The sequence below is a fragment of the Subtercola endophyticus genome, from assembly GCF_021044565.1.
Classification (GTDB): Bacteria; Actinomycetota; Actinomycetes; order Actinomycetales; family Microbacteriaceae; genus Subtercola; species Subtercola endophyticus.
Genome location: NZ_CP087997.1, coordinates 1,705,488 through 1,724,733, shown reverse-complemented (window position 1 = coordinate 1,724,733; position 19,246 = coordinate 1,705,488). Strand labels below are relative to the sequence as shown.

The 19,246-nt window shown below is 67.3% G+C and carries 13 protein-coding genes; 12 read left to right on the top strand and 1 reads right to left on the bottom strand.

The window, feature by feature from the left end:
* Positions 1 to 124 precede the first annotated feature (124 nt).
* The 7 genes from LQ955_RS08110 to der all read left to right on the top strand — a co-directional run bounded on the left by LQ955_RS08110 (position 125) and on the right by der (position 6,725).
* Positions 125 to 1,012, top strand: coding sequence for a ParA family protein (locus LQ955_RS08110; protein ID WP_231027661.1), 888 nt, complete (start codon positions 125 to 127; stop codon positions 1,010 to 1,012).
* Positions 1,013 to 1,106: 94 nt separating this feature from the next.
* Positions 1,107 to 1,916, top strand: coding sequence for a segregation and condensation protein A (locus LQ955_RS08105; protein ID WP_231027660.1), 810 nt, complete (start codon positions 1,107 to 1,109; stop codon positions 1,914 to 1,916).
* A complete protein-coding gene (gene scpB / locus LQ955_RS08100) occupies positions 1,906 to 2,577 on the top strand; it encodes an SMC-Scp complex subunit ScpB (RefSeq protein WP_231027659.1) in 672 nt (223 codons plus the stop codon). Before LQ955_RS08105 ends, scpB begins: the two co-directional genes overlap by 11 nt.
* Complete coding sequence (locus LQ955_RS08095) at positions 2,561 to 3,445, top strand: pseudouridine synthase (RefSeq protein WP_231027658.1); 885 nt, start codon at positions 2,561 to 2,563, stop codon at positions 3,443 to 3,445. The genes scpB and LQ955_RS08095 overlap by 17 nt, the downstream gene beginning before the upstream one ends.
* On the top strand, positions 3,438 to 4,517 hold the full coding sequence (locus LQ955_RS08090; RefSeq protein ID WP_231027657.1) for a prephenate dehydrogenase: 1,080 nt from the start codon (positions 3,438 to 3,440) through the stop codon (positions 4,515 to 4,517). The genes LQ955_RS08095 and LQ955_RS08090 overlap by 8 nt, the downstream gene beginning before the upstream one ends.
* Positions 4,502 to 5,194, top strand: coding sequence for a (d)CMP kinase (cmk, locus tag LQ955_RS08085; RefSeq protein ID WP_390623453.1), 693 nt, complete (start codon positions 4,502 to 4,504; stop codon positions 5,192 to 5,194). Before LQ955_RS08090 ends, cmk begins: the two co-directional genes overlap by 16 nt.
* On the top strand, positions 5,187 to 6,725 hold the full coding sequence (der, locus tag LQ955_RS08080) for a ribosome biogenesis GTPase Der (RefSeq protein ID WP_231027655.1): 1,539 nt from the start codon (positions 5,187 to 5,189) through the stop codon (positions 6,723 to 6,725). Before cmk ends, der begins: the two co-directional genes overlap by 8 nt.
* Before the next feature lie 91 nt (positions 6,726 to 6,816).
* Here der and LQ955_RS08075 read toward each other — a convergent pair whose 3' ends face one another.
* A complete protein-coding gene (locus tag LQ955_RS08075) occupies positions 6,817 to 7,989 on the bottom strand; it encodes a LysR family transcriptional regulator ArgP (RefSeq protein WP_231027654.1) in 1,173 nt (390 codons plus the stop codon).
* 68 nt (positions 7,990 to 8,057) lie between these two features.
* On the opposite strand from LQ955_RS08075, the gene LQ955_RS08070 reads away from it, so the two are divergent.
* From LQ955_RS08070 to LQ955_RS08050, 5 genes are all read left to right on the top strand, one after another.
* Positions 8,058 to 8,687 (top strand): LysE/ArgO family amino acid transporter, encoded by a 630-nt coding sequence (locus LQ955_RS08070; protein WP_231027653.1) that lies wholly within the window; start codon positions 8,058 to 8,060, stop codon positions 8,685 to 8,687.
* Positions 8,688 to 8,859: 172 nt separating this feature from the next.
* Positions 8,860 to 9,378, top strand: a complete 519-nt coding sequence (locus tag LQ955_RS08065) for a hypothetical protein (protein WP_231027652.1) — start codon at positions 8,860 to 8,862, stop codon at positions 9,376 to 9,378.
* A gap of 8 nt (positions 9,379 to 9,386) precedes the next feature.
* On the top strand, positions 9,387 to 12,299 hold the full coding sequence (locus LQ955_RS08060) for a hypothetical protein (protein WP_231027651.1): 2,913 nt from the start codon (positions 9,387 to 9,389) through the stop codon (positions 12,297 to 12,299).
* A 5-nt stretch (positions 12,300 to 12,304) separates the two neighbouring features.
* Positions 12,305 to 15,718: a tubulin-like doman-containing protein gene (locus LQ955_RS08055; RefSeq protein ID WP_231027650.1), complete on the top strand. Its 3,414-nt coding sequence runs from the start codon at positions 12,305 to 12,307 to the stop codon at positions 15,716 to 15,718.
* A 19-nt stretch (positions 15,719 to 15,737) separates the two neighbouring features.
* Positions 15,738 to 19,205: a hypothetical protein gene (locus LQ955_RS08050; RefSeq protein ID WP_231027649.1), complete on the top strand. Its 3,468-nt coding sequence runs from the start codon at positions 15,738 to 15,740 to the stop codon at positions 19,203 to 19,205.
* Positions 19,206 to 19,246 lie beyond the last annotated feature (41 nt).

Here is a 19,246-nt window from a genome sequence, read left to right as displayed (position 1 = left end):
TGTATGAGAGAACGAGGGATGCCCGGAGCCACGCTGCTCGCCTCCGGGGCTGAGGCGCTGCACGACGGTAGGATTGTGGCACCCGCCCTGGGAGAGGTCGGGTGTGAGTGAGGAGCATCGCCGGATGGCAAAGAGGAACACGACTGCTTCTGAGCTTCCGGGTCTCGAGGCTCCCGCTCTCGGCCCCACGGGCCGCCCGTTCCGTGTCTTTCCGGCGCCCCCGCCGCTGAAGGGCCACGGCCCAGCGCGCATCATCTCGCTGTGCAACCAGAAGGGCGGTGTGGGCAAGACCACGACCACCGTGAACCTGGGCGCAACTCTGGCCGAGGATGGTCGGCGGGTGCTCGCGATCGATTTCGACCCCCAGGGTGCACTTTCGGCCGGCCTCGGCGTGAACACGCACGATTCGCTCACGATCTACGACCTGCTGCTGGGCACCGAGAAAGACCCGCATGCGGTCATCCGGTCGACGAGCGTGCCGAATCTCGACGTGATTCCCGCCAACATCGACCTGTCGGCGGCCGAGGTGCACCTCATCAACGAGGTGGCGCGTGAGACGATTCTCGCCCGGGTGCTGCGCAAGGTGAGCGACGAATACGACGTCATTCTCATCGATTGCCAGCCGTCTCTCGGCCTGCTGACCGTGAATGCGCTGACCGCGAGCCACGGGGTGCTCATTCCGCTCGAGTGCGAGTTCTTCGCGCTGCGCGGCGTCGCGTTGCTGGTCGAGACCATCGACAAGGTGCGCGACCGCCTCAACCCCGCGATCAAGCTCGACGGAATTCTCGCCACGATGTACGACGCCCGCACGCTGCACTCGCGCGAGGTGATGCAGCGGGTCGTCGAGCAGTTCGGCCCCGAAGTGCTCGAGACGGTCATCGGGCGCACCATCAAGTTTCCCGACGCGAGCGTCTCGGGCACTCCGATCACGCAGTTCGCCCCCGATCATCCGGCAGCCCAGGCCTACCGGCAGCTGGCGCGCGAACTGGTGTTCCGTGGCGCGGTCGCCTAGGCAGCCTTCGCGGCCAGCGGATGCCCGGGGTGGCCGTGCGTCGTCCCGGGGCGGTTCGGCGGGCGCCCGTTCGGCGGGTGGAGGCTCGCTGACCGTGATCGACGGCGAGGCCCCGCCGACCACGCCCGGCTTCTCGCTCACGCTCAGCAACTTCGAGGGGCCGTTCGACCTGTTGCTCTCGCTGATCTCGAAGCACGAGGTCGACATCACCGAGATCGCCCTCAGCGCGGTGACCGACGAGTTCATCAGCTACCTCAAAGACCTGGACTCCGAGAAGGAGCTCGACCGGGCATCCGAGTTTCTGGTGGTGGCGGCGACGCTGCTCGACCTGAAGATCGTGGGGCTGTTGCCGCAGGGTGAGCTTGTCGACGCCGAAGACGTGGCGCTGCTCGAGGCTCGCGATCTGCTGTTCGCGCGGCTGCTTCAGTACCGGGCCTTCAAGCAGGTGTCGGCGTGGTTCGCGACGAACTTCGACGAAGAGGGCGGCCGGCATGCGCGGGCGGTGAGGCTCGAGGAGAAGTTCCGGCAGCAGGTTCCCGAACTGGTCTGGACCCTCACGCCCGACGACTTTGCGGCGCTCGCGATGCTCGCGCTCACGCCACGCGAAGTGCCGGTGGTGGGGCTCGAGCATCTGCACGCACCTCTGGTGAGCATTCGGGAGCAGGCCGCGCACGTGGTGTCGGCGCTGCGCTCGGGCGAACCGGTGTCGTTCCGGCGGCTGATCGAGGGCATCGTCGAGAAGGGCATCGTGGTGGCGCGGTTCTTGGCCGTGCTCGAGCTGTACCGGCACGCCGCGATCTCGTTCGAACAGCTCGAACCGCTCGGCGAGTTGACGATTCGGTGGAGTGCCGAGAACTGGTCCGACGAAAACCTCTCGAACCTGGGGGCAGACTATGACAACTGAACTGACGAGCGAGCGAGACGCCGAGCTGGCCGACGCCGAGTTGACCGAGACCGAACTGGCCGATGCCGAGCTGGCCGATGCCGAGCTGCAGGCACCGGATGCCCGGCTCTTCGACCTCGAACGGGCCCTCGAGGCGATCTTCATGGTCGCCGACGAACCGCAGGGACTTGTGGCGCTCGCCACGGCTCTCGGCCGCCCGGTGGCGGCCGTGCGGCAGACCATCGAGCGGCTGGTGGACGACTACGACGGGGTGAACGGCACGGTTCGCCGCGGATTCGAGCTGCGCGAGGTGGCCGGTGGCTGGCGGCTGTACGTGCGCGGCGACTACGACCAGATCGTGCGCGACTTCGTGCTCACCGAGAACCCGACCAGGCTTTCGCAGGCAGCACTCGAGACGCTTTCGGTGATCGCGTACAAGCAGCCGATCACGCGCAGCGCGATCGCATCCATTCGCGCCGTGAACGTCGATTCGGTGGTGCGCACGCTGCTCGGGCGGGGGCTCATCACCGAGGTCTCGACCGACGGCGAAACCGGAGCCATTTACTATGGAACGACCGACCTGCTTCTGACGCAGCTCGGGCTCAACTCGCTCGACGAGCTTCCTAAGATTTCACCACTCCTAGCCGATGGTGCGGAGGGTTTTGATGACCAGTTCCACTGATGGCAGCACAGCGCTGCCCGACGGCGTGCGCCTGCAGAAGGTGCTCGCCTCGGCCGGTGTCGCCTCGCGCCGCGTCTCCGAAGACCTGATCACCGCCGGGCGCGTTCGCGTGAACGGTGAGGTCGTGCGTGAGCTCGGCCGGCGCATCGACCCCGAAACCGACAAGGTGTCGGTCGACAACGTGGCGGTGCAGCTCGACACCACGAAGCGGTACGTCATGCTGAACAAGCCGGTAGGCATCGTGAGTTCGCTCGCCGACCAGCACGGCCGCCCCGACCTGTCGGAGTACACCAGCCAGTACGAAGAGCGGTTGTTCAACGTGGGCCGGCTCGACGCCGAGACCTCGGGGTTGCTGATTCTCACGAACGACGGCGAGCTGGCGCACGTTCTCGCGCACCCCTCGTTCGGCGTGATGAAGACGTACATTGCACGCGTCGAGGGGCGCGTGGCCCCGCAAGCGATCGCACGGCTGACAAAGGGTGTCGAGCTCGACGACGGACCTATTGCCGCCGACAAGGCGCGGCTGCTCGACAGCTCGGCCAGCAGCAGTCTCGTCGAGGTGACCCTGCACTCGGGCCGCAATCGTATTGTGCGTCGGATGCTCGAGGAGGTCGGGCATCCAGTCGTCGAACTTGTTCGGCGGCAGTTCGGCCCGCTGCACTTGGGCTCGCTGAAGGCGGGCGAGCTTCGTGACCTGAGCCGCGAGGAGCTGGGCGCGTTGCTCACGTTGTCGCGCGCGGCGAAGGCGCCGAAGAACGACGATGGGGCCGCGACGGCGCCGGCGGGCGAGGCTGTTGACGCGAAGCCGGCGCGAGCCGCAACCGGGAGCACAAGCTCGCCCGCGAAAGGCAGGAAAGCACGTGCCTGAAAGCAGACTGGTCGGCCCCGTACGAGTTGTCGGCGTCGGGCTGCTCGGCACCAGCATCGGCCTGGGCCTTCGGGCCCGCGGGCTCGACGTGATTCTCGCCGACGCCTCGCCGACCCACCTCAGCATCGCCATCGACTACGGCGCGGGCCGCGCCGAGCTACCGGATGATCGGCCGCAGTTGATCGTCGTGTGTGTGCCGCCCGACGTCACTGCGCAGGTCGTCGCGGCCGAACTCGCGCGCTTCGAGCACGCCATCGTGACCGATGTGGCGAGCGTGAAGCTCGCTCCGCTGCATGAACTGCGGGCATCCGGAGCCGATGTGTCTCGGTACGTCGGCACGCACCCGATGGCCGGCGCCGAACGCGGCGGACCCCTGTCGGGTCGCGCCGACCTCTTTCAGGGCCGCCCGTGGGTCGTCGCTGCGCACGACGGCATCTCGTATCAGCGCGGCAGCGCCATCGACGACCTCATTCTCGACCTCGGCGGCACCCTCGTCGAGATGACGCCCGAAGACCACGACCGCAGCGTCGCCTTGGTGTCGCACGTGCCACAAGTGATTTCGTCGCTGCTGGCCCGGCGTCTCATCGATGCGCCCAGCGCGGCCGTGAATCTCGCGGGGCAGGGTCTGCGCGATATGACCCGCATCGCCGCGAGCGACCCGCAACTGTGGGTGCAGATACTCGGAGCGAACGCGGCACCCGTCGCGGGCATCCTGAACCAGTTTCGGCACGACCTCGACAGGCTCATCGAGACGCTCGAGGCGCCAGAAGCCGTGGGTGCTCCGCGGCGTCTCGCCGAAGAGCTCGCGGGCGGCAACGCCGGCGTCGCGCGCATTCCGGGCAAACACGGCCTCGATCGCCGCTACTCGCAGCTGGTGGTGATGGTGGATGACCGGCCGGGCGAATTGGCGCGGCTGTTCACCGAGATCGGCGAAGCCGGCGTCAACCTCGAAGACCTGCGTCTCGAGCACTCGCCGGGGGCACAGATCGGTTTTGCCGATATCGCGGTTCTTCCCGAGCGCCTCGGTCATCTCACCGAGTGGCTGACCGAGCGCGGATGGCGCATCGCGTGAGCGCCATCGTCGTCGCGATCGACGGGCCCGCCGGCAGCGGCAAGTCGAGCGTGAGCAAGCAGGTGGCGCGTGAGCTGGGTTACGCCTACCTCGACACGGGGGCTGCGTACCGCGCCCTCGCCTGGATGCTGCTCGACCGCGGGCTCGATGCCGAGAACCCCATCGTTGTCGTCGAGTCGCTCGCCGAGTTCGAGTTCGCGGTCGGTACCGACCCCGATCACTACTTCGTGACGGTGGGTCCGGATGACGTGACCATCGCCATTCGTGAGCCCTGGGTGACGAGCGAAGTGCGCCTCGTCGCGCGGCTGCCCGAGGTGCGCGCGTACCTCACCGCGCTGTTCCGTCGTGTCGTCGTCGAGGCCGCGCAACCGGGCATTGTGGTCGAGGGACGCGACATCACGACTGTCGTTGCGCCGGATGCTACCGCGAGAATCCTGCTGACGGCCTCAGAAGAGGCTAGAATGGGCAGGCGTTCAGCAGAACTCGTTGATCAATCGGCCGCCGTCGTCGGCGAACAGCTGCGATCACGAGACCGGGCCGATTCCCGGGTCGTCGACTTCATGAACGCCGCAGACGGTGTGACCACCGTCGATTCCACCGAACTCGACTTCGGCCAGACCGTTTCAGCGGTGGTCGATGTTGTCAGAACTGCAGTAGCGAGGGCTTCCCATGGTTAATATTCACAATGCCGATCGAGACACCGACGGCGACTACGACGACCTGCCCGAGGTGTCGGGCGCCATCGTCGAGCGTCTCAGCGACCTCGACGAAGACCTCTCGACCCGTCGGGCCGATGCCCTGCGCACCGGCCTTGCCGAATACGACCTCGAAGACGACGACCTCGCCATTCTCGACGCCGCGAGCGACGACCCTGACGCCATCACGTACCTTCCGGCGCTGCCCGTGCTCGCCATCGTCGGCCGCCCGAACGTGGGCAAATCGGCGCTCGTGAACCGCATCATCGGTCGTCGTGAGGCCGTTGTCGAAGACACGCCGGGCGTCACCCGCGACCGCGTCAACTACAAGGCCGAATGGGCCGGGCGCCACTTCACCATCGTCGACACCGGCGGCTGGGAGCCGGATGCCCGGGGCATCGACGCCTCGGTCGCCGCCCAGGCCGAGATCGCCATCGACCTTGCCGACGCCGTGCTCTTCGTGGTCGACGCGAACGTGGGCCCGACCGCCACCGACGAGCACGTCGTGCGCATGCTGCGCAAAACGAAGAAGGCCGTCTTTCTCGCCGCCAACAAGATCGACGACGTGCGGCAGGAGCCGAACGCGGCTTCGCTGTGGTCGCTCGGTCTCGGCAACCCGTACCCCGTTTCGGCGTTGCACGGTCGAGGTGTAGCCGACTTGCTCGACCAGATCATGAAGGTGCTGCCGGCCGTTTCGGCCGTGGCCAAGCAAGAAGTGGGCGGCCCGCGCCGCGTCGCGATTCTCGGTCGACCGAACGTGGGCAAGAGCTCGCTGCTCAACCGGGCCGCCGGTGAAGAGCGCGTGGTCGTGAACGAACTCGCCGGCACAACACGTGACCCCGTGGACGAGCAGGTCGAGATCGCGGGCAAGGTCTGGCGCTTCGTCGACACCGCGGGCATCCGTCGCCGGGTGCACCTGTCGCAGGGTGCCGACTTCTACGCCTCGCTGCGCACCTCGGCCGCGCTCGAGAAGGCCGAAGTCGCCGTTGTGCTCATCGATGTGTCGCAGCCGATCAGCGAGCAGGATGTTCGCATCATCGACCTGGTGCTCGAATCGGGTCGCGCGCTGGTGCTGGCCTTCAACAAGTGGGATCTGCTCGACGACGAGCGCCGCCGCTACCTCGAGCGTGAGATCGAGCAAGACCTCGCGCACGTGGCGTGGGCGCCGCGTGTCAACATCTCGGCGAAGACCGGGCGCCACATGGAGAAACTGGTTCCGGCGCTCGAGTTGGCGCTCGAGTCGTGGGACACCCGCATTCCCACCGGAAAGTTCAACGCCTTCTTGGCCGAGCTGACCGCCGAGCATCCGCACCCCGTTCGCGGCGGCAAGCAGCCGCGCATCTTGTTCGGCACCCAGGCCTCATCTCGCCCGCCGACATTCGTGCTCTTCACCACCGGATTCTTGGACCCGGGCTACCGCCGCTACATCACCCGCCGCCTGCGCGAGATCTGGGGCTTCGAGGGCAGCCCCGTCAACGTGAACATGCGCGTGCGCGAGAAGCGCAAGCGCTGACGCAGCGCTCCCGGACCGCGCTCCCGGCTCCTGTTCCCTGGCTTCCCGTTCCCGTTCCCGTTTCCTGGCTCGCCAGTTTGCGCAGAAGCACCTATTCGTCGCGTTTTGGGTGCTTCTGCGCAAAGTGGGCGGTCGGCGGGTGCAGAGTGCGGGCTGCGGTTGCTCGCACGGCGGCGGTGAGGGCCGTCAGGGTGGGGGAGCCGAGGTTCCAGCGCTGCCAGTAGAGAGGTACGTCGACCGGATGCTCGGGGTCGAGCTCGATCAGCGCGCCGTCGGCGATCGGGCCGAGGCATTGCTGCTCGGGTAACAGCGACCAGCCCAGCCCGAGCAGCGTTGCGCGGGCGAAGTCTGCTGTGGTCGGGATGTAGTGCGTCGGCGGGGCGCCGATGAGATCGCCGACGGTGCGGGCGGAGGTGGACTTCGCCACCTGGTCGCTGCCCGCGGTCGGTGGATGCCCGGAGGTGTGCGTTCGCGCTCGCAGAAACCCGCTCTGCAGCTCGTCTTTGCGGTCGAAGTTCAGCATGGGTGCCGTCGCGAGCCACGCGAACCGCTCGTCTGCGTCGGGAAGCGCTTCCGCGGCGTGCACGCGCGTGCCTGCGTCTGCGTCTGCGTTGCGCAGATGCACCTCCGCGTGGTGTGGAAGGTGCTTTTGCGCAACCTCGGGGCGCCAGCGGGCGGCGAAGGCGGGGGAGCAGACGGCGCGGTAGCGCATGGTGCCGAGCGGCTCGGAAGTACAGCCCTGCACGGGCTCGGGGGTGGAGGTGACGGCCGCGAGAACGGTGCCCGAGCGCAGCAGGGCCGTCGTATGCTCTTGGTCGTCGCGGTGCAGGTCGAAGACGGCGTTCAGGGTGCTGGCGAGCGAGGCCAGCGACTCGAGAAACCAGGTGCCGAGGCTGTCGGCGTTCACCGCGATGGCGATCGACACCGGCCGAACGTGCGCCGCCCCGCTCGCATCGCTGCCTGGCCGTGAAGCGTCGCCGTCGAGACCACCCACTCCACCGAAAGCCGCACCGAGGGCGAGGGCGGTGTCGAACTCGAGCAGCGCGACCTGGCGGGCATGGCGCAGCACGATGTCACCGGCGGCGGTCGGCAGAACCGGGTTGGTGCGCTGCACCAAGATCTGCGCGGCGGCCTGCTCCATGGCCTTGATGCGCTGGGAGACGGCCGAGGCCGTGATGTGCAGGCGCGCCGCCGCGCGTTCGAAGGTGCCCTCGTCGACCAGCGCGAGCAACGTGGTGAGCTGATCGGTGTGAAACGACGTCATAAGAAGAGCTTAGGCAACATCAGAAAAATTAGCTGTACTGAATATAGATCCCGCCATAACGTGATGACGTGACCCTCGACACGACCCTGCTGCCCGCTCTGCTCGGCCTGCTCACCGGGCTCTCGCTCATCATCGCGATCGGTGCGCAGAACGCGTACGTGCTGCGGTTGGGCATTGAGGGCCGGGCGCGTTTGATTCTGCCCATCGTGCTGGTCTGCGCCGTGTCTGATGCAGTGCTGATCACGGCAGGAGTTCTGGGCATCGGAGCGGTGATTTCGGCGGCACCGGTGGCGCTGGTGATCATTCGTATCGTGGGGTCGGGGTTTCTGATCGTGTACGGGCTGTTTGCCGCGTGGCGAGCCGTGCATCCGAAAGCCCTCGTGGCAGCGGAGGTGAAGACCTCGCCGACCCTCAGAGTTGCGATCACGACGATGGTGGCGCTGACCTGGCTGAACCCGCATGTCTATCTCGACACGGTGATCTTTCTCGGGTCGGTGGCGAACCAGCAGGGCGTCGACGAGCGCTGGTGGTGGGCCGGGGGCGCCGTCGCGGGCAGCTTCCTCTGGTTCTTCGCACTGGGTTTCGGGGCGCGCCTCTTGCGGCCATTCTTCGCGCGGCCGAGTTCGTGGCGCCTGCTCGACGCGTTCATTGCGGTGGTGATGTTGACGCTCGGTATCCGCATGGCCATCGGCGTGTGATGCACAATCGAGACGCGCCTCCCAGGCTGTTGTCGAGGTTCACACAACCGGCTGCCAGACTGGCTCGGCTATCGTGGACGGACGCCGAATAGTGCAATCGCACTCTCGCAGTCGCGCGTTTATGCATGGATGTGCATGGCTGGGTTCGTTTGAAGAGTAGGGGTGTAGTGCGATGACAACGCCGCCTCCCCCCGCCCCTCGTTCGCGCTCCGGCGCCTCCGGCGGGTACTCCGCGCCCGGCTCGTCTGCGCCCTCGAGCGCACGCGGGGCGAGCGCACGCGGGGCGAGCGTACGCGGCGCGAGCGCACGCGGCACGAGCGGCGGCCGCGACGTGGCGAGCCCCCTGCCCCTGCTGATCGGCATGCTCGCGGTAGCGCTCAGCATCGTGATCGTTATCGTGACGGCGGTGAATGGCCGGGCATCCAGTGTGTGGTTTCTGACGCTGCCCATCATCGAGCCCGGGCTGTGGTGGCTGAGCCTTGTCGGCTACGTGCTGACTCCGCTCGTGGTGATCGTGGCGTTCGGGTTGAACCGCATCTGGCAGCGCGACGGGTTGCGCGACCGCTCGTTCACGCCGAAGCCCGGTTACAGCCTCGCCCTGAAGTGGATGGTCGGGGCGAGCTTTCTGCTCGCGCTCTGGCACATCGTGAACCTCGCTACCGTGGTCTCCGACGCGTGGGTGAATCCGTGATGCGCCGAGTGACCACCCTTCTGCTCGCCTCGGTCGTAGCAGTCGGGGTCAGCTTGGGGTTGGGTGCGGCATCTGCCGTGCCGAGTACAGCCACGACCGACGCCATCACGACCGATCAGACCACCGCAGCTTTGACCGCCGCCACCAGCGGCACCTCGTCGCTCTCGACCACCGGCAGCGCCGCCATCGACGATGTGCGCCGCTGCATTGCGACCAATGGCAACCTCGACGTGTATTACCTGATCGACGCCTCGGGCAGCCTGTTCTCCGACGTCTCGGGCAGCACCGCCACCGACCCCGACTTCGTGCGCGCCGACATTCTCGGCAACAGCCTCAAGCAGCTCGCGAACCTCGGCAGCGGCGTCAAAGTCAACTACAGCGCCGGCTTCTTCGGCACCGACTTCAAGCAAGCCACCCCCTGGACCCCGGTGAGCGCCGACACGGCCGACGCTCAGGCTGCCGCGCTCAATTCAGCGATTCGCGCGCAGCAGTCTCTCGGCTATACCAACTGGGCGGCAGGCATAGCCGGCGCTCAGGCGGCGCTCGCCGCGCAGCACGCCGCCAACGGCGGTTGCCAGATGCTCGTCTGGTTGACCGACGGCGCCCTGAACCTCGCCGACAACGACACCCAGAACGCCGCGGCGCTGAACACCCTCTGCGGCAATACGGTCGATGGGTCGAGCGAGCCGGCCGACGGCCTCGGCGTGTTCAACTCCCTGCGTGCCAGCGGTGTCGTCGTGGTGGGCGTGCTGCTCTCGGTGAACCCCGACCCGGCCGACGCGACGCAGACGCAGTACATGAGGCCGCTCGTCGAGTCCTCGGGCGACGTGAACGGCACCACTGTGACCTGTGGCCAGTCTCCGCCGCCGAGCACCTCGGTGAACGGCGCCCTCGTGCAGGCCAGCGACCCGACGCAGCTGGCGACCGTGTTCGCCAACCTCGGTGTGCTGATCAACGGCGGCTACCCACAGCAGTTCGATGCCGACGGCGGATTCACCATCGACCCGGGAATCTCGAGCTTCACCGTTCTGACCGTCGACCCGGCCTGGTCGCTCACCCCGCCCGACGGCTCAGGCCTGCCGACGCTCACCGCGAGCAGCACCGATCCGGGCGTGAAGATCACCACGACGGGCGGCGTCACCGAGATCGACGTCGACGCGTCATCCGCTGCCTACGACGGGCACTGGATGCTCACGACCCCCGCCGGCGGCGACCGGGAGCTGTACCTCTACAGCGGCCTGAAGATCGTTCCGAGCACGGCCAACGCCCTCATCGCCGGGGTCTCGGGCGCCCTGACCGGACAGATCGAGACCACCACCGGCCGCACCCTCGACCTGAACGACTACACGTACTCGCTCGTGGTGTCGAAGGTGCCCGCCGACGGGTCGGCGGCTCAGAAGATCGGCACCGCGACCGTCGCCGCAGACGGCTCGTTCTCGCTCGCCTATACCCCCGGCGCCGACGACGGCGGCACGCTGAACCTCGTTTACGAGCTGAATCCGCTCGCCACGGTGAAGAGCAACCTCACGCTGGCCTCGGTGAGCGCCTCGCAGCAGCTGCAGGTCGCGATTCCGGCTAACTTTCCGACGGTGACCCCGTCGGCGCTCGCGCTCAGCTCGCTGGTCGGAACCAAGGGATCGGCGACCGGAACGCTGACGCTGACGGCTCCGGCCGACGGATCCGCCGGCTCCGTGTGCTTCCCGAGCGGGTCGACGCCGACGATCGTGAGCGATCCCGCCGATCGGGCGAGCACCTGGCAGTGGAGTTCGACCGCCCCGTTGACGAACGGCTGCGTGAGCATTCCGGCCGGGCAGACCGTGACCGTAGATCTGTCGGCGAGCAATTCCGTGGCTGCGAACAGCTCCGTAACGGCGAAACTGCCGGTGGTTCTCACGGCGGCCGACGGCTCGAGCCTGCCCGAGACCGTCGCGGTGTCGTTCGACACCACTCGACCCGTCAATGCGACGGCCTTCAACCTCGCCGCGCTCATTCTGATCGTGCTCGGGCTGCTGCTGGCCTTGTTCGTGCTCTGGCTGATGAACTTCGTGACGGCGGGCATCGCGCACGGCCGTCAGCTGCTGCGCGGATCGTTTTCGGTGACCATCGACCAGCAGGGCAACATCCAGGGCGCGAGAGGCAGGCCCACGCCGCCGGTTCCCGACGATCCGCTGGATCGGCGGGCCGTGCCGGTGGGGACCGATCTGGCGGCCGCGTCGCTCGACGACTTCGCCTATCAACGCCAGCTTGATACGGTCAAGAAGGTGACCGACGCCGATCTGGGACTGCTGCGCTCGAAGCCCGGGCTGTTCAACACGCGCTACGAGATCGTGGCGCCGGCCGGTTCGCGCGTGTTCACCCCCTTCGCGCCATCGGCTCTGCGCGGCGCACGCGGTCGCGCCGAGGTCGAGAGCGGGATGATCGCGCCCATGCCCGACCAGCTGAACAAGCTCTGGGCCATCGTGGTTCGCGAACCCGACCTGCTGCAGGCGCCCGCCGCCGGCCCGATTCCGGCGACGCTCGTCGTGTACAAACGCAACGACCCCCGCAACCACGACCAGTTCTTGGAGCGGATGCTCGACGTCACCCGCGACACGAAACTGTGGGGCAAGGTCTCGCGCGCCCGGGTGCTGCTGGGTGAGCAGACGAGCGGCTCTACCGTCGCCGCGAGTGGCACCGCCGCTGCTGCAGCCACGAGCGGTAGTCCTGTCCCTGCGGCGCCGGTGGCTACCTCGGGGGTGCCCTCGCCTGCTCCTGCTCGCGCGGCAGCACCCGGCGCGGCCGCGGTGCCCCCTCCCCAGACTTCACCATCAGCACCCGGCTCCGCGCCGCGCGGCGGCGACGCTCCGATTCCACCGGTGCCCCGGGCATCCGGAATCGACCCCAACGCGGCCCCGCCACCCCCACGACCCAGAAGGCAGTAACCACTATGCTCAGACCGTTTCTCATCATCGGCGTCGGCGGATCCGGCGGAAAGACGCTGCGTGGCCTTCGCCACGCACTCGAGCTGCGCCTGCAGCAGGCCGACTGGCACGAGGGCCTGCCCGACGCGTGGCAGCTGTTGCATTTCGACACCCCGATCACGCAAGACGGCGCGGACTACCCGCAGCCGTTCATGCCGCCGCAGAACTACAAAGGTCTCGTGGCTGGCGGGGGAGCATACGAATCGGTGTTCGGCGGTATCGTGCACGGCAAGAAGATTCCCACGCAGCTGATGAACGACGTCATTCGGCAGCTGCCCGACCCGAAACGGGTTCCGGTCGACGTGACAAAGGGCGCCGGGCAGTTTCGGGCGGTGGGGCGCGCCGTGGCGCTCAGCAAGCTCAGCGACATCGCGAAGTTGGCGCAAGAGGCCATCAACAAGATGAGCGACGCCAAGGCGCTCGGCCAGCTGCGCACGCTGGGCGACGTGCTGAAGGCGAAGAGCGACGGCGGCATCACGCCGAACCCGACCGTCATCGTCGTCTCGTCGATCGCCGGCGGCTCCGGAGCCGGACAGTACCTCGACGTGATCGAGGCCATCAAGGCCACCGCGAAGACGCACCCCTGGGCCTACCAGTTCTTCAGCCTGCTCTATGCGCCCGACGTGTTCGATCAGGTGAAGGGCTCCGGGGGCATCCCGAGCAACGCGCTCGCGACCGTGGCCGAGACGATGAACGGCTTCTGGACCAAGAACCCCTCGGAGTCGACGATCGAACTGTTCAAGAGCAAGGGCCTCACGCCGAGCTACGGCGGCGCCCGCGACAAGGTGGGCGGCGCGTACCCGTTCATCATCGGCCGGCAGAACTCGAAGATCTCGTTCGACAACCAGGGCGAGGTGTACTCCGCGCTCGCGACGAGCATCTCTGCCTGGATGACCGACGACCGGGTTCAGGGCGACATCGACGAATACGCGACAGGCAACTGGACGGCGAACGTGGGCGCGAACAAGCTCAGCGACGAGTCGCGGCTGATGCGCCCCATCGACCAGTCACCGCCGTTCTCGAGCCTCGGCTTCGGCCGGGTGACCCTCGGGCGCGAGAAGTTTCTGGACTACGCGGCCGAGCGCTTCGCCCGGTCATCCATCGACCGCATGCTGTACTGGCACGCCGAGAGCGACCCGTCGTTCAAGGAGCGCACGCGCGAAGAGTGGATCGAGCTCAAGGCGTCGTGGGCGCTCGCCGGCTTCATCAGTGCCGCCCGCCTCGACGAAGAGACCGAAGAGCGCAACGACGTCATCAATGCCCTGCGCGACGCGAGCGGGCAGAAGACGCTGCAGCTCGACTTCGAGAAAGACGTGTTCGAGTCGGCGAGTGCCCCGGGCTCGCTCGACAAGGCCGGTGGCCTCGACGTGTCGGTCTGGTACGAGCGCCTCACTGCCGAATACAACGACAAGGTCGAGCGGTACCTCGCCAAAGACACCGCCAATCGTCAGGTGAAGCTGAACGAGTGGCTGGCGAGTGAGCCGGATCACATCATCCACACCGTAGAGCAGGCGGTCGGTGAGCACGGCCTGCCGGTGACGGTCGAGCTGCTCAATCGGGTCACCCGTGTCGTACGGAGCGCCGCCGAAACCCTCACCGCCGAGGCCGACCTGCGCCGCAATTGGATTCGGCAGCTGCCCAGCTACATTCACGAGGAGTTGAGCCGGGCATCCAATCAGGCCTCCATCAGGCCCGAGCAAGAGCCCGTCGACCTCGCCGTGGGCCGCATCGGCCAGGCGTTCGAGTGGGAGTCAGAAGCGCGGTTGCGCGAGTGCGCCAGCGCGCTGCTGAGTCAGCTGCGCCGCGACTTCATCGAGCCGCTGAAGAACCACCTCGCCTCGAGCCTGGTGGCGCTGCAGTCGCGAGTAGCCGAGCCGAACCACTCGGACGGGCGCGTGAACGAGTACGAGTTCTGGCCGCGCCAAGACGACACCACGGTGCCGCGCAAGTACGAGCCGGCACCGAACGAGCGACTGCTCACCTCGCACGTGGACTACCCGCACGAGTTCGAGTCACTCGTCTCCTCGGCCGCGAGCGGACTGAAGTTCGGCGATGCCATGCCGCGCATCATGAACACGATTCTCGTCGGCACCACCGGCGACGAGACGGTCGAGCCCGAACAGCAGTGGACCCTCATTCGTAATACCCGCTCGTGGAAGCCGATCGTCACCGCCGAGGCGACGCACGTCGTGACCTCGCCGCAGCTGCCGCGTTTCGAATTCGCCGACCAGCCCGAGATCTATGTCGACCGGGCACGCGTCTGGATGCTGCGCCAGGGTACGGCGTTTCAGAGCTACATCACCGAAGACCTGCGCAACTACTTCGACCAGCTGCACGTCGACCCGGCCGAGTTCAAGAAGCGCAAAGACACCTTCACCGAGCAGCTGCGCGCGGCGCTGGGATCGAGCGAGCCGCTCGTGAAGCTCAACCCGAGCCTGCTGAGCGAGGTGCATGGCAAGTCGATCGGCGAAGGCACTCGACTCGTGTTCAGCTCGATTCCGTTCGAAGACGGTACCGAAATGTACGAGGTCACGAAGCACGCCCTGGTGACGCAGGGCGTCTGGGACGACACCGTGTCGAAGGGCTGGTTCGCCGACGCCAAGGTCGACGGCATCGAGATCTTCGCCATGTCGGGATTCCCGTACCAGCCGTTCGTCATGGACTCCGTCATGGAGCCCATCGCCCGCGGCTGGCTCGCCGAGTCGAACAACATCAACTCGCGCGCCGCGTTCTGGAAGTGGAAGCGCTCACGCCTGCTCATGGAATCGGTGCCCGCCGACCCCGAAGTGATCGAGTCGCTGCTGCGCGGCTGGTACGTCGCCAAGGCGCTCGGCCAGCTCACCGTCGATACGAGCGACGACGCCCGCGGCCCGGCGCTCGGCGTGTGGGATCCGGATGCCCTCGAATTCGTCTCGTTCCCACACCCGTTGCTCTACCCGGGTATCGCCCCCTCGAACGACTACCCGGGCATCGTGCTCGAGTCGCTCATCGTGGCGATGGCCCTCGTGAGTTCGGAGGGGTCGCTGAAGCCGCTTCGTGCGTACCATGTGCTCATGGATCTCGGCGGCTCGTCGGCAGGCCAGCTCTCGCGCACGCTCGAGGGCTGGATTCGCGACGGCCGGCTCAGCCCGCACGCGCCCGAGCCCGACGCAACGCGCGCCGGCATGCCCGCCCAGACGCTGGCCGGGCGCCAGGAAGCGCTGCGCGTGTTTCTCGAAGAAGAGCGTGAAGAGTTCATCGACGAGATCGCGACCCAAGACATCAAGACGAGCGTCTACAACTACCCGGTGAGTTGGGAGATTCGCGACGACATCGTGCGCATTCTCGGCGACCTTCGTGATGGCGTGGTCGAGACCAAGGCCGCGAAGTCGGGCATCTAGTGAAGTCGAGAATCTGAGTATGGCTACCAGGGGAGTCTGGGCAGAGGGTGCGGTCAGCATCATCCTCTTGCCGAGTGGCGAGCAGGGCAACAGCCTTGCGGCGCTCGCCGAGCAATGGGTGGGCCTTTCGCTCGTAGGCCCCGCGCTCTGGGTCGCACCCGAGCGGGTGAGCATGCTGCCCGACAGCCCGCCGAGCATCCGGGCGTGGGCGCTGGGCGTCGATGCGAACCGGGAGATTCAGCGCATCGATGTCGACCTGTTCGAGGCTCTGGCGCGCGAACCGCTGACGCTCGTGCGACTCGTGAAGGTGCGCTCGGCCTCGCCGAGCCGCGAACAGGATGCCCTGCAAGACGCCATCGCACAGACGGTGTCTGACTACATCACCCTGTCGCTGCCCTCGGTGAACCCCGACTACAGCCACCTCAAGGCGCACACCGAACTGCTCAAAGTGAACCTCATCTGTGCTCCCACCGAGTTTCAGCTGCGTCAACGTGTGGAGTGGGCCGAGAACGACCAGGGCATCACCCTCGTAGCCTCGCCCGAAGACCGCTCGAGCCCCTGGGCGGGCGACGCCTTCGTGCGCGACAACGAGCGGTTCGTGGGTTTCACGCTCATGCACATCGCCACCGTGAGCGGCATCTGGAACGGTGTGCCGAACGGGTCGCTCGACACCTTCGAGCGCGAGGCGTCGGCTGCCAGCGGCATCTTCATGCCGCGCGTGTTCGTGAACGGCGTGGTCACCGATGGGCTCGCCCGCCGGGTCGCCGCCCAGGTGCTCGACCAGGCCGCCGACCCGTCGTCTGCGCTCATCGACCCCTCGCGGGGTGTGCCCGCTGAGGGAACAGCGGCGATTCCGGATGACCGTATCGACGACTACGTGACCGCCATGGTCGACTCGGCCTTCGAGCTCGACGACGCCAAGCTGAGCTATCATCGCCCGTCGGTCGACATGAAGGTGCCGCGCGAGCGCATCAACCCGGCTCGCCAATTCGCCATGTTCTTCGCGTTCGCGTTCGAGAAGCTGCGCTGGATGCCGCGCTGGTTCTTCACCTTCAACCGCTCGGGCGCTGCGTCAGTCACCCACTCGCTCTTTCAGGGTGATGAGGGCCGGCTCGAGGTCGTGTCGGGCGACAAGTCGAAGGTCGACACCCGCGACCGGCTGCTGCTGCAGACCCGCGCCGCGGTGCTCGAGGCCGAATCGAAGGCGCAGGATGCCCTGCATTCGCCCGCCGCTGCAAGTGCCCTGCGCTCCACACCCCGGCTCTGGACCGGCCTTCGCGAATTGGTCTTCGGCTCGCTCGACGGCAGCGCCAACCTCGTCGACCGTGGATTCACCCCGATCGAAGAAAAGATTCCCGTGTTCGGGCGCGTCAGCGATGTGCTGCCCGAGACGACCGACGAGTGGGTGTTTCCGGCCGAAACAGTGCCGGCTCCGCCCGGTTTTCCGGCGACGGTCAGCTCGGCGAACCTGCACGAAGGCGCCACGCTGCGCGACGACCTCACCGAGGCGATTCGCACGACCCAGGCCGACGCCGACGCGCTCGCGACGCGCTACGCGCACGCGCAGGGCGAGTACATCTCTGCCTCCAAGCGGTTCGAGACGCTGAAGCAGTACCTCATCTCGAACGGTGCCATCAGCCTCAACGACGAGGGCGAGATCGCGGCGCTCATCCCGCCGATCGACGACGACGTGGTGGGGGGTTCTGGTGACGACCCGTATGCGGGCATCCGGCCCTACCTGAACGAGTGCGTCGCTCTGCCGACCAAGCTGCAGTCGCTCGAGCACACCGGCACCGACCTCGGTGACCAGCGCATTCGGGTCGAGGCGCAGCTCGAGCAGTATCGCGCGGCGCTCGTGTCATTCGAGTCGTGGCTGGCGCTGCGCGAGCGGTCGTTCTTGTGGAAGATGCTGGGCCGCATGAACTCCACGCGCGACCGCATTCGCACCGACCTCGCCTACTTCGAGCACCGGCTCACCGCCGTGACGCTGCCGGCGCCGGGCGCGCTCGTGCGGTTGCGGCAGGCTTTTCATCTGCGCGTGCTGGTGTCGACGATCATCATCGTCGCGCTCGGGGCACTGCTGTTCTTCTTGCCGCGCCTGTTCGGTTTCGTTCGCGACTGGAGCCTGTATCCGGCCGATTGGATGATCGTGACGGGCGTGATCGTGGCTTTGGTGCTGTTCGTCTTCGGCTTTATGGCTGCGTACTATCGCGGCTGGTCGTCATACGACAGAACCGTCAATCTGACGCTCGAAGACCTCAATCAGCTCGCGGATGCCAGCGCGGCGGGCCGCTCGGAGTTGCATCGCCTCAACAGCCTCTACATTCAGGCGATGGACTGGCTCGAGCTGCTCGCGGTGTCGCTGCACACACCGTGGACGGTAGACCGAGCGTGGCTCGAAGCCGGCCTCGACGGCGGAGACAACCACTCGATGCCTTTCGCGATGCAGATCGCCCAGGCCTTCGAGGGCAACTCGGCCGAGTCGATTCGCCTGCAGCACTCGGCGGCGCACAGCCTCGTGCGGGTCGGCTGGCGGGCCGAGGCGTTCGAAGAGATGCTGTTGCAGATCGGCGCGCGCCTCGGGCTGTCGGCCGATCAGTTGGGGCTCGACGCGCTCGACCACGACCTGCCGCACGCCTCGAACAACTCGCGCCGCATCGTGCGGCAGAACATGACCGACGAGAACCTGCTGCTCGCGGTAGCCCGGGTGCGGTTGCGCGAGCTGATCGCGGCCGTGCAGAGCGGGGCGCTCTACGAGGCGCGGCCGCACGTGCGGCGGCTGGTCTCCGACCCGCTGGCGGCTCTGCAGGCCGATGCGACAGGCATCGAGAGGTCGTCGGGCGCCGACGTGTTCGGCACGTTCGATGGTGCGAGCGGCGCTGGTGGTGCTGGTGGCTTGGGTGGCGCCGGTGGCTCTGGCGGTACGGGTGGCTCTGGCGGTACGGGTGGTACGGGTGGCTCCAGTCGCGGGGGCTTCACCGGCCCCACGCTCGACTGGAGCGACTTTCTCACCGAAGCCCTCGGCGCGGAGGGCGACCCCGTCACACCGCTGAGTGCTCTCGGGATCGCTCCGTTCGAGCTGCAAGACGGTCACCACCACGAGCCCGCGACCTATCTCGTGCTGCCGCAGCGGCTTGCGCGCGAGGTGCGGCAGAAGCCGGGGCACGAGTTGCACGTCACGACGTACAGCGACGCCGTCGCCCGCCCGCTCGACGTGGTGATCCGCATCGACCTGGTGGGGCCGCTTCCACTCAGCGCGGTGCACCTCTGGGGCGACAGTAAGCGTCGCCATCCAGAACTCGCCGAGGCGCTCGCCGCCGTGCAGGCCGGAATGGATGCCGGTTTCGACGCCGGCGGAGCCGGAGGCTCTGGCCGGGCATCCGTCGGCGCCCCCACGCTCGCCCCGCGCTGCCCGCGCTGCGGCAAGACCACCTGCCCCGCCGCCGACCCCCGCTCGGGCGCCGCCTGCACCAACAGCGGCATCTGAACCGCCCCGCTTAGAATCGAGACAGACCTTCGAGGGAAAGG